At 58.0% G+C, this 13529-nt stretch carries 11 protein-coding genes; 8 read left to right on the top strand and 3 right to left on the bottom strand.

The genetic code is table 11. The features are described from left to right. The gene (locus tag B9Z49_RS13830; RefSeq protein ID WP_108354019.1) at nt 1-762 is read left to right on the top strand and encodes a hypothetical protein; all 762 of its coding nucleotides are present in this window, start codon (nt 1-3) and stop codon (nt 760-762) included. A gap of 18 nt (nt 763-780) precedes the next feature. Further along, nucleotides 781-1242: a (2Fe-2S)-binding protein gene (locus B9Z49_RS13825; protein ID WP_108354018.1), complete on the top strand. Its 462-nt coding sequence runs from the start codon at nt 781-783 to the stop codon at nt 1240-1242. Nucleotides 1243-1280: 38 nt separating this feature from the next. Here the strand turns inward: B9Z49_RS13825 and ylqF are convergent, their stop codons facing one another. Further along, nucleotides 1281-2207, bottom strand: coding sequence for a ribosome biogenesis GTPase YlqF (gene ylqF, locus B9Z49_RS13820; RefSeq protein ID WP_108354017.1), 927 nt, complete (start codon nt 2205-2207; stop codon nt 1281-1283). 53 nt (nt 2208-2260) lie between these two features. Next, nucleotides 2261-3178 (bottom strand): LysR family transcriptional regulator, encoded by a 918-nt coding sequence (locus B9Z49_RS13815; protein WP_108354016.1) that lies wholly within the window; start codon nt 3176-3178, stop codon nt 2261-2263. A 95-nt stretch (nt 3179-3273) separates the two neighbouring features. Between B9Z49_RS13815 and B9Z49_RS13810 the strand changes: the two genes are divergently transcribed. The 3 genes from B9Z49_RS13810 (at nt 3274) to B9Z49_RS13800 (ending at nt 7163) form a co-directional block, all read left to right on the top strand. After that, nucleotides 3274-4431: a nitroreductase family protein gene (locus B9Z49_RS13810; protein ID WP_108354015.1), complete on the top strand. Its 1158-nt coding sequence runs from the start codon at nt 3274-3276 to the stop codon at nt 4429-4431. Between the two features lie 294 nt (nt 4432-4725). Continuing rightward, entirely contained in the window at nt 4726-6492 is a 1767-nt protein-coding gene (locus B9Z49_RS13805) for an ATP-binding protein (protein ID WP_158273502.1), read from the top strand. Then, nucleotides 6489-7163, top strand: a complete 675-nt coding sequence (locus B9Z49_RS13800) for a response regulator transcription factor (RefSeq protein ID WP_108354013.1) — start codon at nt 6489-6491, stop codon at nt 7161-7163. Before B9Z49_RS13805 ends, B9Z49_RS13800 begins: the two co-directional genes overlap by 4 nt. A 67-nt stretch (nt 7164-7230) precedes the next feature. On the opposite strand, the gene B9Z49_RS22045 is transcribed toward B9Z49_RS13800, so the two are convergent. Further along, nucleotides 7231-7491, bottom strand: coding sequence for a hypothetical protein (locus B9Z49_RS22045; protein ID WP_199225058.1), 261 nt, complete (start codon nt 7489-7491; stop codon nt 7231-7233). A gap of 127 nt (nt 7492-7618) precedes the next feature. Between B9Z49_RS22045 and B9Z49_RS13795 the strand changes: the two genes are divergently transcribed. The 3 genes from B9Z49_RS13795 (at nt 7619) to B9Z49_RS13785 (ending at nt 13528) form a co-directional block, all read left to right on the top strand. Beyond that, entirely contained in the window at nt 7619-8983 is a 1365-nt protein-coding gene (locus B9Z49_RS13795; protein WP_199225057.1) for an IPTL-CTERM sorting domain-containing protein, read from the top strand. 150 nt (nt 8984-9133) lie between these two features. After that, a complete protein-coding gene (locus B9Z49_RS21625) occupies nt 9134-10054 on the top strand; it encodes an IPTL-CTERM sorting domain-containing protein (RefSeq protein ID WP_146188533.1) in 921 nt (306 codons plus the stop codon). A gap of 207 nt (nt 10055-10261) precedes the next feature. Next, nucleotides 10262-13528, top strand: a complete 3267-nt coding sequence (locus tag B9Z49_RS13785) for an IPTL-CTERM sorting domain-containing protein (protein WP_146188532.1) — start codon at nt 10262-10264, stop codon at nt 13526-13528. Nucleotide 13529: the final 1 nt, after the last annotated feature.

Below are 13529 nucleotides of genomic sequence, written 5' to 3'. Positions count from 1 at the left end.
ATGACCGCACTGACCTCGACCCTGGTGGACATTTGCAGTGCTGGCGCTGGACGCGTCTGGCTGGAGCAATGCCTGGCCATGCCGCAGTGGGCGCAAATGGCGCAGTACCGCACACGCTATGCGGCTTTGCAAAGCACGCTGGACGAGGTGAACCGCCGACTGGAGGAGGGGCAAGACTCCCACCTGTGCGTGCTCACCCCCGATGCCATTCGCACGTTGCAAACCCGCTGGCTCGATCGTATCGACGCGTTGGGGTCTTTGGGCCAAGCCGAGACCGGCTGGGTGAGCTTGGCAGGCGATGGCCAGTTCTACGATGTTGCCTCCGTCCAAGCCTTGCGCCAGACCCTGATGTCTCTGGACGTGTTGCTGGTGCCGGATCTGCAGCAGTCCTCGGGTGGGCGGCATTTGCAGCGTGTGCTCGACCAACTGGCTATTCCTGCATCGGACATGCCCGCCGTGCAGTCCTATGCTGGCGGCGCGCAAGCAGTGGCGGCCTTGTCTGCCCATGCCAGTCAGCGTGTGATGGCCTGCGCCCAGTCCACCGAGGTTCAAGCGGCGTCTCACGCCCACTATCTGGGGCCTTTTCCGGCCCCGCATGGTTTGTTCACCGAATACGCCGTGGCTGCTGTGCGACCCCATTCAGACAACCATGACCCTGAGGCCCAAACGGCCTGGACGGTGGCCTGCGATCTGGCACGTTACCTCTGCTCACCCAGTCAGCAAGCCCGGCGCCAAGCGCTGGGTTTTGCTGAAGTGCCTTGATAAAACCCGAGACAGACCATGATCACCATCAACGCCAAGAGCATCGCCCTGACAGCGCCCGACAAAACCCCTTTGCTCAGCTTCTTGCGCAACGAGTTGGGCTTGTCGGGCCCCAAATTGGGTTGCGGTGAAGGCGAGTGCGGCGCTTGCATGGTGCTGGTGGACGGACGGCCCCAAACGTCCTGCAATTTGCCACTGTGGGCGGTGAAAGGCCATGCCGTGACCACGCTCGAGGGCTTGGGCACGGCACAACCCCATGCTTTGCAACAAGCCTTCATAGAAGAAAACGCGGGCCAGTGCGGCTATTGCCTGAGCGGCATTTTGGTCAGTGCCAGCGCCTTGTTGCAGCAGACCCCCGAGCCGACCCGGGCGCAGATTTGTCAGGCTTTGGACAAAAACCTGTGCCGCTGCGGGGCGCACGAACGCATCATCCGCGCTGTCCAACGTGCAGCACAAATGAGCAAGATGGCCGCGGCCTGAGCGTCTGGTCAGAGGTTTAAAAAAACGTCTCGCCAGACTCATCGGCGTTTTGGGTCTTTGGGGGGCCGTGCAGGTTTTTTGCGCTGCGCCCGCTCGGCATCGGCCTTTTTGCCTTCGGCCAGCCAGATGGCAAATTCTTCCGGCGTTTCCAGTGTCAGGCGGCCCAAAGCCGCTGACCGAAAATCATGGATCACGATTTCGGCGGCCTTGGTGGTGTTGACGCGACCGCCACTCTGGATCGCGCCGCGCTGGCGTGCGATCGCTTCGAGCAAGGTTTCGTCGGTGTGGCTGGCCACGTCTTGCACCTTGTAGCGCTCGGTGATGGCCTGCGGGTAGCGCGGGATCAAATAATGGAGCAACTCCAGCGCCACCACCTCTTCGTCAAACGCATTCACGCCAATCGCGCCGCTGGCCGCCAGGTTGTAGCCGCTTTGCTCGACGATGATGCGTGGCCACAGCACGCCGGGCGTGTCATACAGATAAAAGTCGTCGGCCAGGGTGATGCGCTGCTCCAGTTTGGTCACGCCCGCTTCGTCGCCGGTTTTGGCGGCGCGCTTGCCTTTGAGGGTGTTGATCAGCGTCGATTTGCCCACGTTGGGAATGCCGCAAATCAGCACCCGCATGGGTTTGACCATGCCGCCCCGGTTGGGGGCCAACTGGCGGCTGGCATCGATCAAGGCCTTGGCGGGGGACACCACGCTGGTGTCCATGCCCAAAGCGCTCACGCCGGGCAGGGCGTTGTAGTGCGCCAGCCATGCAGCGGTTTGTACCGGGTCGGCCAGGTCTTGCTTGCTCAAGATTTTGAGTGCGGGTTTGCCTTCGATAAGATCGGCCAGCATCGGGTTGGCACTCGACCCCGGCAGGCGGGCGTCCAGCATCTCAATGACGACGTCAATGTCTTTGATGCGCTCCCCAATCGCCTTGCGCGTGAGGTGCATGTGTCCGGGAAACCATTGAATCGCCATAAAAGAAGCCGCTGCTGACTGAAAGTTCCAAAAGGGTGATTGTCGGGCAGTTGTTAGGCCACGTTGGATGGGACGGCTTCGAATTGCAATGCCTGCCCCACCTCGCCAGCCAAAAAGTCATACACCGCCCGGATTCGGGCGCTGGTGCGCAGTTCGCGGTGCACCGTGAGCCAAACTGGCAGCACTGGCAAGGCAATCATGGGCAACACAGCGGCGATGGTGGGGTCACTTTCTAACGGGTATTCGCCCGTGAAGCAGATGCCCAGTCCGGCCCGCACGGCGGCCCATTGCACGTTCATGTCGTCTGTGCGCAGCCCGAAGCGCAGTGCGTTGGCCGGGTAGCCCATGGCTTCAAAGCCTTGCTGGATTTCGGTGTTGGTATCGCCTGCGATCAGGTCGTGCTGTACCAAATCTTCGGGCAATTCCGGTGTGCCCCGGCGTTGCAAGTAGTCCCTGCTGGCGAAGGCACGTACCCTCACTTGGCCAATTTGCTGGGCCACCAGACTGCTTTGCTCGGGCCGCACCATGCGCAGGGCGATGTCGGCCTCGCGCAGCAGCAAGTTGCTGACCGAGTTGCTCACCACCAATTCGACCGACACCTGCGGCAGCGCCTGGCGCATGCGCGCTAGGATAGGCGGCAGCAGATGAAAAGCCATAGTCTGGCTGGCCGACAAGCGCACACTGCCTTGCACCGATTGCCCGGCTCCCAAGGCCAGCCTGGAAAAATCGGCAGCGCCCGCGTACATGGCCCGCGCTGATTCGGCCAGCGCCACCGCATGGCTTGTGGCTTGCAGGCCGCGCCCGGTGCGCTCAAACAGCAGCAGATTCAGCTGACTTTCCAGTTCTGCAATATGACGCCCCAGCGTGGGTTGGCTAACGCCTGTGGCTCGGGCTGCGCCCATCAGGCTGCCGTGTTCCATGGCCGCCAAAAAGGACTGGATCAAGGCCCAGTTGAAGTTTGACTTATTCATAAGTGAATGGCTGGTGATCGAATTTATGCAATTGTGCAATAGCAACTGTCTCCAGACAATCGTCTTCACCTCATTCATCCCTAAGGAGAATCACCATGAACAGAAGACAAATCTTGCGCATTGCTGGCGGCGGATTTATTGCCGCCGCCACCGCATCCACCTTGACTGGCTGCGACAGCAGCATGCCGCCCGAAGCGATTGCGGCGTGGAACCCTCCAGCCGACAGCCTGGACATCCGCCGTTGGGTTTTGTCGCACGCTTTGCTGGCACCCCATGCCCACAACCTTCAGTCGTGGTTGGTGGACTTGGACACGCCCGACACCATTGTTTTGCGCATGGACATGACGCGTTTGCTGCCCGAGACCGATCCGCTCTCGCGTCAGTTGGTGATCAGTCAAGGCACTTTCATCGAGGTGCTGGACCTAGCCGCTCGCCAGCGGGGCTACCGCACCGAGGTCACGCCATTCCCCGAAGGCGAGTTCAGAGCCACCGCCCCAGACACACGGCCCACCGCCCGCATTCGCCTGGTGCGCGATGCGCAGGTGCAGCCCGACCCGCTTTTTGCGCAGGTGTTCAAGCGCCACACCCACAAGGGCGTTTACGAGACCCGCACGCCCGATGCCGCTGCCTTGCAGGCGATACGCGAGAGTGTCAAAGGTTTGCCGGTGACTTTGGGCTTGGTCACCCGGGGCGAGGAGTCGGCCATGGCCCGCCACGCGCAAATCGCCATGGACGCCTGGCGCACCGAGTTGGTCACATCGCGCACGCTGCTGGAGTCCTACCATGTGCTGCGCATTGGCCCGAAAGAAATTGCACAGCACCGCGACGGCATTTCGCTCAACTCACCCATGGTGCGTGCCCTGAACGCTCTGGGTTTGTTTGACCGCACCAAGGCTTCAGCACCCGACAGCTCAGAGATCAAAGGCCAGCTGGAGCGCTTCAATGCCGCCATTGCCAGCACACCGGCGTATTTTTGGTTGAGCACCGAGCACAACGACCGCACCACCCAGCTGCAAACCGGACGTGCCTATGTGCGGGCCCAACTGGCCGCCACGGCGCAGGGCTTGTCCATGCACCCCTTGTCGCAGGCCCTGCAGGAATACCCCGAACAAGCTCCGCATTACAAGGCCGTGCACGATTTGCTGGGCGCAGCGGACCGTAGGCACACGGTGCAGATGTGGACGCGTCTGGGCTATGGGCCTTCGATTGGCCCGGCACCGCGTCGGGGACTGGAAGCACATTTGTCTGTGTAGGTCGGACCGTCCGGTTCAACATTTGGGTGTCACACCGGTCAAGACTTCTGGGCAGCTGGACTGCCGTTCATTTGCGCTATCGACTTGGCAAGACATTACCTTCAAGCGGTTTGTCTGGATGGTTTGGGCTTGAGCTGAAGGTTGAAAGGTCCGGAAAGGTTCGGAAAGGTTCACAAAAAAGATAAAGTCCAACTCATTGTTTGCGCACTGCGGTGCGGGCAACCGGAGGTCTTCACTTTGAATATACGGCGCTTGTGCTTGATGGCTATTTTTTGCATCTTGCAAGGACAAGCTATGGCCGACTTGATCGTGGAGCGGGCTTTTTACGAAGACCGGACGGCTTCCTTGAATTTTGAGCAGGTTCGGGAGCAAGATTTTGTGCCCCTGCACAATTTATTGAATCAGGGGTACTCAGACTCCGCATTCTGGGTTCGCATCAAGGTGGACGACACCTTCCAAGGCGGCAAGATAGCCATCAAGATCATTCCGACTTACCTGGATGAAATTGGCCTGTATTCCGAGGGCCGTCCAGAGCCCTGGCGCCTTGTGGGAGACAGGTATCCGTTGGCCAACAACGGCATCAAGGCGCTGGGTCACAACTTCATCGTGGACCACCGCATCGAAAGTCCCTATTACTGGTTGCGACTGAAAACAGTCAGTACCAACCTCATGGACATCGAGGCGATCCCCCATGAGCTGTTGTACGAATCGAGCGTGGTGGAATACATCTTCAGTGCCATGCTGTTGGGTGTTTTGGGTATTTTTTTACTGATGAGTCTTGGGTATTTCGTGGCCAGCCGGGAAGTCATCAATGGGGTGTTCTTTTTGAAGCAGTTGCTGGCCCTGCTGCATGCGTCGTTGTTTCTAGGTTATGTCCGCTTGCTGACACCCGGGATGTTGTCACCCGAGGTCGTTGACGCCCTGTTCAGCTACTGCGTTTTTGCCACCACATTTTCGGTGGGATTGTTTTATGCGCTCTTTTTTAAGGAGTACAAAATCCGTGCTTGGGCGAACCTGCTGCTGTGGCTTTGCCTGCTGTTCATTGTGCTGGCTGGTTTAATGTTTGCGGTGGGGCACAGAGCGCTTGCGCTGAATATCAACATGATGGCCATTGCCGTGTTGTCACCACTGCTGGTCTTGATCGCGATTTGGGGCATCCCTTGGCGTGCGATTGACAAGCCGGTCATCAGCCGCCGTGCTCTGATCGGTATTCAGTCGGCCAATTTTGTCACGGGTTTTTTGCATTCAATGCCTTCCTTGGGTGCGGTAACCGGAACCAAATTCAGCATCTACGTGGTCATGCTCCACGCCATCATTTCGAGCATCTTCATGCTGATGATTGTGAGGTTTCGGGCTAGAAACCAGGAGCAACAACGATTGGCCGAGCTGGCCATGCACGCTGGGCGTGCCGAGCAGGAAAAGCAGCAACGTGAAAAACAAGCGCAGTTCATGGCCATGCTCACCCACGAACTGAAAACGTCTCTGGCGCTCATCCGGTTTGCGGCGCGCAATGCGCTGGGCAGGAGCCAACCAGCGGTGCGCATAGAGCAGGCGGTGGACGACATGAACTCGGTCATCGAGCGATGTCAGCAAGCCGACAAGCTGGAGCGTGGGTGGTCATTCGAGAAAAAAAAGCACAGCTTGGTTGCCTTGGTCCAGGAGTGCGTGGATCGTCTGGACAACAAAGAGCGTGTGCAGGTATCGGGCATACCGGACATGACGATTTTCACCGACGGTGCCTTGTTCAGAATTATTCTCAATAACCTGCTTGAAAATGCGCTCAAATATTCACCACCCGGTGACCCGGTGGTTTTACAGGTCATGGCACCTGCTTCTTCGCCGCAGATGTTGCTGAAGCTGATGAACAGGGTTGGCCATGCAGGCGCACCTGACAAAGCAAGGGTTTTCGAAAAGTACTACAGAAGCGATTTGGCCCAGACCACTACGGGCTCTGGCCTGGGTTTGTACATCGTGCGGGCGCTGACGCAGTTGTTGGGAGGGCAAGTGGACTTTGCCCATGAAGACGAAACGGTGATCTTCAGCATCACCTTGCCGCTATGAAAATCCTCATTGTTGAAGATCACCAGGCGCTGCGCGAAGTCATGGTGGAGCATTTGGAAAGCCAAGGCTATCGTGTTGCGGGGGCAGCCCACGCTGATGAAATGGACACATTGCTGCTGCAGGATAAATTTGACCTGCTGGTCCTGGACCTGCAACTGCCGGGCGAAAACGGCATCAGCATTGCTCAGCGCCTCAAGCGCTCACAACCTGGTCTTTACATCATCATGATGACCGCCAGGACGAGCGAGGCAGATCAGGTCAAGGGCTACATGTCCGGGGCGGATGTGTACTTGTCCAAACCGACCACGCCCGAGCTTCTGGCGGCTGCCATTCAAAGTTTCTCGCGGCGTTGGATGCAGCCGTCTGCTGGATCCATTCATTTTGACCCTGTGCGCTTGGTGTTGTTGCGAGGCGATGTGCAGGTCGAACTCACCAAGCAAGAAGCGCTGATCCTCAAGGCCCTGCTGGAGGCCCCAGGCCAGATGCTGGCGCACACCCGGCTGCTGGACGTGGTCAACAAGAATTTTTCGGCCCAGGGCAAATCCAATCTCGAAGTGCATATGACAAGACTTCGCAAAAAGTTGTCTGAAGCAGGGGTGGCTGCTCCGGCCATCAAGGTCGTACGCAACAAGGGGTATCAGCTGGTGTGTGAGGCCATCGTCATGGCCTGAGACCTGCGAAAGATTCAGAAAGGTTCGGGGCTTGAACCTGATGGAATGAATCGACAAATCTGACAACTCAATTTTGCAGGTCGATCATGAACTTCAAGAAAATTTTCGCAATATTGGCATTGATGCTGGCATCACTGGCTTTGCCCAAAATGGCCCAGGCGGCCTTTGTGATGTATGTGTACCAGAGCGGTTCCGATGTGGTCGCCAGCGGCAGCGGGTCGTTCAATCTTGCTGGGGCAGCGCCTACTAATGCACTCTTTTTAATGACTAGTGAAGTTACAGGGAACAGGGCTTTGCTATCTACCGGTACGGCGAGTAGCGGTTTCATTCAACAGTTTCAGGTTAGCGCGACTGCGCTTTCTTTTGGAGCCGGGGCCAGTACTGTTGTATCCACCTCTTCGGGCTCTGCAGTTGGTGTCATAGGCACCAACTTAAATAGCTGGAGCAGGCCAACCGTGCTTTTACCTAGTGATTATGTATCGAACGCCCCGATTTCCTCTGGTGCAACCTGGACAGGACGGACGCTGTCAGGCTTGGGCCTCACCAACGGAACCTACACCTGGACCTGGGGAACCGGTGCGACTGCAGACTCCTACACGCTGATCATTGGCACAGCACCGACCACGGCCCCGGGTGCACCGACGATTGGCAGCGCCACATCGGGCAACGGGCAAGCCACGGTGAGCTTCACGGCGCCAACATCCAATGGCGGCGCAGCGATCACGGGCTACACGGTTACCTCCAACCCCGGCGGGTTAACCGGCACGGGCACATCCAGCCCCATCACGGTGACAGGATTGACCAACGGCACGGCGTATACCTTCACGGTTACTGCCACAAACAGCGCAGGTACCGGTGCGGCATCAGCAGCGTCGAACTCGGTGACGCCGGCATCTGCTCCGGGTGCACCGACGATTGGCAGCGCCACATCGGGCAATGGGCAGGCCACTGTGAGCTTCACGGCGCCAACCTCCAACGGCGGCGCAGCGATCACGGGTTACACCGTCACCTGCTCGCCCGGCGGCGTTACTGCAACGGGCACTTCGAGCCCGATCACGGTGACCGGGCTGACCAACGGCACCGCTTACAGTTGTTCGGTGACAGCGACCAACAGTGCAGGCACCAGCTCGGCATCCGCAGCTTCCAACACCATCACCCCGGCATCTGCTCCGGCTGCGCCGACGATTGGCAGCGCCATAGCAGGCAATGGGCAGGCCACTGTGAGCTTCACGGCGCCAACCTCCAACGGCGGCGCAGCGATCACGGGTTACACCGTCACCTGCTCGCCCGGCGGGTTAACCGGCACGGGCACATCCAGCCCCATCACGGTGACAGGATTGACCAACGGCACGGCGTATACCTTCACGGTTACTGCCACAAACAGCGCAGGTACCGGTGCGGCATCAGCAGCGTCGAACTCGGTGACGCCGGCATCTGCTCCGGGTGCACCGACGATTGGCAGCGCCACAGCGGGCAATGGGCAGGCCACGGTGAGCTTCACAGCGCCAACCTCCACCGGCGGCTCAGCGATCACGGGTTACACCGCCACCTGTACTTCCAGCGATGGGGGTGCAACAAGTACCGCCACGGGCGCGTCGTCTCCGCTCACAGTTTCAGGTTTGACCAACGCCAAGAGCTACACCTGCGCTGTGGTCGCGACGAACAGTGCCGGAAACAGCGCTCTGTCATCAGCTTCCGGTACCGTCATCCCGCAGGCTGCTGCAGAAGCCATCCCCACCCTCAGCGAATGGGCGATGATCTACATGGCGTCGCTTATGGCCCTGTTTGGCTTCTCCCGACTGCGCAGTCGACGCCCTTGATTCTCACGTGCTGAACTCTACAAAGCCCGCTCCGAATAAAAGAAGCGGGCTTTTTTTCAACTGTGATTTCTGTGAAAGGTTCAGAAAGGTACAGGGCTTGAACTTGAAATAATGAATTGACAAATTTGACAACTCCCCTAAAGGTCGATCATGAACTTGAAGAAAATTTTCGCAGCGTTGGTATTGACAGCGGCATCGCATGGCATTGCGCTGGCACAGAGCACCACCTACTTGGTAAACTCCTCTGGAAGCTACAGCAGTTTCCTCAACTTCAGCAGCTGTCCGGCAGGCCAACCCTGTGCTAACTTCACGACATCTATGACCCAGGGAGGATCATTTACCGTATCTTCTCCTCTTGGTACCAGCCTCAACAACGCCATCATTACGCCAACCGCCTATTCCTTTTCGGATGGCATCAACACTTACAGCAATACCGACGCCGGCAGTCGAATACATCACTTCAAAGTCACCACCAATGGCCTTGGAAACATCACATCCACAGACATTTTTCTTTCTAGATGGCTTTCTGGTGCTAATGGCACGATCAATGACCGGGTTTCATTTTTTGTCTCTTCCGATGGTTCGTCATACAACAACGACAAATGCCTTATCGTTTCAACTTCTGGTGGGTTAAACACGTGCACCGGTTCTGTGGGAAACAACACCCAGACTGGCTTCTCGCGGGCGAGTGGTGCAACAGTCACTTGGAGTCCTCCTTCTTACACCGTGGGTGGCGCTGTCTCTGGATTGGGTACTGGCCAGAGTGTCGTGCTGAAGAACAATGCGGGTGACGACCTCACCGTCAACGCCAACGGCGCCTTCACCTTCTCCACCGCCATCATTTCCGCTAGCGCTTACACGGTGACGGTTGGAACGCAGCCTACGAATCAGACCTGCACAGTGACCAACGGTGCGGGTACCGCTTCTGGGAATGTGACAAACGTGATGGTCGCTTGTGTCTCAGCTCCCGCTGCAGAAGCCATCCCTACCCTCAGCGAATGGGCGATGATCTTCATGGCGTCGCTTATGGCCATGTTTGGCTTCTCCCGACTGCGCAGTCGACGCCCTTGATCCTTAAGCGCTGAAAGCCACAAAGCCCGCTCCGAATAAAAGAAGCGGGCTTTTTTTCACCTGTAATTTCTGCGAAAGGTTCAGAAAGGTTCGGGGCTTGAACCTGATGGAATGACTTGAAACATCTGTCAGGTCATTCACTTCTTGCATGCCGATCATGAACTTCAAAAATCAGAGGGTGGTGGGTTTTTTTCATGGCAAAAGGCCATGAAAAAGCTATTGTTTCTGGGTGACTGGCCGAAGGCCTGTCGCAGGATGTTCATGGTCCTGCTGACCATGGTTGTGTGTACGACGGCTGCTCACGCGCTCACTTGGACCCCACGCACCTCTGCAGCAGACAACACATGGAAAAGCGTGACTTACGGAAACGGCCTGTTTGTCGCTGTTTCAAATTCAGGAACCGGCAACCGCGTGATGACCAGCCCGGACGGCATCACTTGGACCCCTCGCACCTCTGCAGCAGACAACACTTGGAGTAGTGTGACCTACGGCAACGGCCTGTTTGTCGCTGTTGCAGAGACAGGATCGGGCAACTTCGTGATGACCAGCCCTGACGGCATCACCTGGACCGGTAGAGCCGCGGCATCCAACATTAATTGGGGGGGCGTTACTTACGGTAATGGTTTGTTTGTCGCGGTTGCTTACAGCGGAGCGGGCCGCCGTGTGATGACCAGCCCGGACGGGGTCAACTGGACTCTTCAAGCCCCGACGCAGGCTTTTGGTGGCGTCATCTACGGCAACGGCCTTTTTGTTGCGGTTATTTTTGTCGGGTCCATTGGCCAGCGCGTGATGACCAGCCCTGATGGGATTACCTGGACTCCTCGCACCTCTGCAGCTGACAATCTATGGCGAAGCGTGACTTACGGCAACGGCCTATTTGTAGCAGTTTCTGATTCAGGAGCAGGCAACCGCGTGATGACCAGCCCTGATGGGATCACTTGGATCCCTCGTTCCTCAGCAGCCGACAACAGTTGGAAAAGCGTGATTTACGGCAACGGCTTGTTTGTCGCTGTTTCAAATTCAGGAACAGGCATGACCAGTCCGGACGGGATTACCTGGACTATTGACACCACTCCTACCAATGCTTGGCGTAGCGTGACCTATGGCAACGGCCTGTTTGTCGCTGTCGCGGACACTGGAACAGGCAACCGCGTGATGACGGGTGTCAACACGCAATCGCAGACCATCACGTTCTCAAACCCTGGTGCACAAAACTTTGGCACTACGCCCACCTTGAGCGCGACTTCCACCTCGTCCTTGGCTGTGACGTTCACATCTTCAACGATGGGTGTTTGTACGATCACCAGCGCTGGTGCGCTCACATTGATAAGTGCAGGCACTTGCACCATCAATGCCAATCAGGCTGGAGACCTGTCTTACCAGGCCGCGCCTACCGTGACCCAGACGTTCACAGTCAACGCCATTCTTCCAGGGACGCCCACCGTCACGACCACCACGGCCGGCAATGGGCAGGTGACCGTCAGTTTCTTACCTCCAACCTCCAACGGGGGTTCTCCAATTACTAGCTATACAGTGACATCCAGCCCGGGGGGCGTCACCGCGACTGGCACCTCCAGCCCGATCATTGTGACGGGGCTGACCAACGGGACGGCTTACACCTTCACGGTCACGGCCAGCAACAGTGCAGGCGCAAGCTCGGCATCCGGAGCGACAAACTCGGTAGCGCCCAAGCCGTCGCAAACCATTACGTTTGCAAATCCTGGCGCACAAAACTTTGGGACCACACCCACTTTGACCGCGACTTCCACCTCGTCCTTGGCGGTGTCGTTCACATCTTCAACGACCGGCGTGTGTACGATTACCAGCGGTGGATCGCTCACATTTGTGACCACAGGCACCTGCACCATCAACGTCGATCAGGCTGGTGATGCGAGTTATTTGGTGGCTTCGACCGTTACCCGTTCCTTCAGCGTCAATACGGTGGTACCCGGTACGCCGACCATCGGTGCAGCAACCGCAGGCAATGCTCAGGCTTCGGTTGCTTTCTCGGCGCCGGCTTTCAACGGAGGTGCAGTCATAACAGGCTATACGGTCACATCGAGCCCCGGGGGGCTGACCGGTACCGGAACCGCCAGCCCGATCACTGTGACGGGCCTGACCAATGGCACGGCTTACACCTTCACGGTGACTGCGACCAACAGCGCAGGCACCAGCGCGGGATCGACAGCGTCAAACACAGTGACGCCTAAGGCATCGCAAACAATGACCTTTGCAAATCCCGGCGCACAAAACTTTGGCACCACACCTACCTTGACCGCGACTTCCACCTCGTCGTTGGCGGTGTCGTTCACATCTTCAACGACCGGCGTTTGTACGATCACCAGCGGTGGTGCGCTCACATTGATAAGTGCAGGCACTTGCACCATCAATGCCAATCAGGCTGGAGACCTGTCTTACCAGGCCGCGCCTACCGTGACCCAGACGTTCACAGTCAACGCCATTCTTCCAGGGACGCCCACCGTCACGACCACCACGGCCGGCAATGGGCAGGTGACCGTCAGTTTCTTACCTCCAACCTCCAACGGGGGCTCTCCAATTACCAGCTATACAGTGACATCCAGCCCGGGGGGCGTCACCGCGACTGGCACCTCCAGCCCGATCATTGTGACGGGGCTGACCAACGGGACGGCTTACACCTTCACGGTCACGGCCAGCAACAGTGCAGGCGCAAGCTCGGCATCCGGAGCGACAAACTCGGTAGCGCCCGTTTTGCCGTCGGCCGCGGGCACATGCGGCAGCGCCAGTGGACAAATTTTTGCGTTCGTACCTTCTGCAAACCTGTGTACCGCAGGTACGGCCTCGGTTGTTGCCTCGGCCAACGGCCAGTACACTTGGAGTTGCAACGGCTCGGGTGGTAGTTCGAATGCTTCTTGCGCAGCCAACTGGACGTCGACAGGTGGCAACAACACGGGCATGGTGTCTGTGCCCTCCAACAGCAATAACAACTGGGCTCTGAACACGAGCAGTGTCAACTTTACGCCTGCGCGAGGTGCCAACAACTCGCCCGCAACGCCGCCGCCTGCCAATTACACGTTCCCCCAAGGCTTGGCATCTTTTACCCTGACCTCTGGCGCTTTAGGCAGCGATGCCACTGTGACCATCCATTACACGGAGGCGATCCCTGCAGGGGCGGTGTACATGAAGTACGGCCGCACTCAGAGCAGCCCCACCACCGATGGGTGGTACCCGCTGGCAGCCAACAGGGTCAGCTTCTCCAACGACCGCAAGAGTGTGACGCTGACGCTGACCGATGGCGGGGAGGGCGACCACGACCGGACGGCCAACAGCACGATTGTTGATCCGGGTGGGCCGGCAGTGGTGGCAAGTACCGCTGAGGCCATCCCAACTCTATCTGAGTGGGCGATGATCTTATTGGCCGCAGTGATGGCGATATTGGGTGTTTTAAGAAGGCATCGCCATCTCGGTATTTCTTTGACCCAGATCATCCGCTGAG

The sequence above is a fragment of the Limnohabitans sp. 2KL-51 genome, assembly GCF_003063645.1.
Lineage (GTDB): Bacteria > Pseudomonadota > Gammaproteobacteria > Burkholderiales > Burkholderiaceae_C > Limnohabitans_A.
This window is presented reverse-complemented; position numbering and strand designations above follow the sequence as displayed.

Coding starts and splice junctions, on each gene's coding strand:
- B9Z49_RS13815 (WP_108354016.1), bottom strand. CDS start 3,178: ATGAATAAGTCAAACTTCAACTGGGCCTTGATCCAGTCCTTTTTGGCG.
- B9Z49_RS13810 (WP_108354015.1), top strand. CDS start 3,274: ATGAACAGAAGACAAATCTTGCGCATTGCTGGCGGCGGATTTATTGCC.
- B9Z49_RS13825 (WP_108354018.1), top strand. CDS start 781: ATGATCACCATCAACGCCAAGAGCATCGCCCTGACAGCGCCCGACAAA.
- B9Z49_RS22045 (WP_199225058.1), bottom strand. CDS start 7,491: ATGAAACCGCTACTCGCCGTACCGGTAGATAGCAAAGCCCTGTTCCCT.
- B9Z49_RS13830 (WP_108354019.1), top strand. CDS start 1: ATGACCGCACTGACCTCGACCCTGGTGGACATTTGCAGTGCTGGCGCT.
- ylqF (WP_108354017.1), bottom strand. CDS start 2,207: ATGGCGATTCAATGGTTTCCCGGACACATGCACCTCACGCGCAAGGCG.
- B9Z49_RS13805 (WP_158273502.1), top strand. CDS start 4,726: ATGGCCGACTTGATCGTGGAGCGGGCTTTTTACGAAGACCGGACGGCT.
- B9Z49_RS13785 (WP_146188532.1), top strand. CDS start 10,262: ATGAAAAAGCTATTGTTTCTGGGTGACTGGCCGAAGGCCTGTCGCAGG.
- B9Z49_RS13800 (WP_108354013.1), top strand. CDS start 6,489: ATGAAAATCCTCATTGTTGAAGATCACCAGGCGCTGCGCGAAGTCATG.
- B9Z49_RS21625 (WP_146188533.1), top strand. CDS start 9,134: ATGAACTTGAAGAAAATTTTCGCAGCGTTGGTATTGACAGCGGCATCG.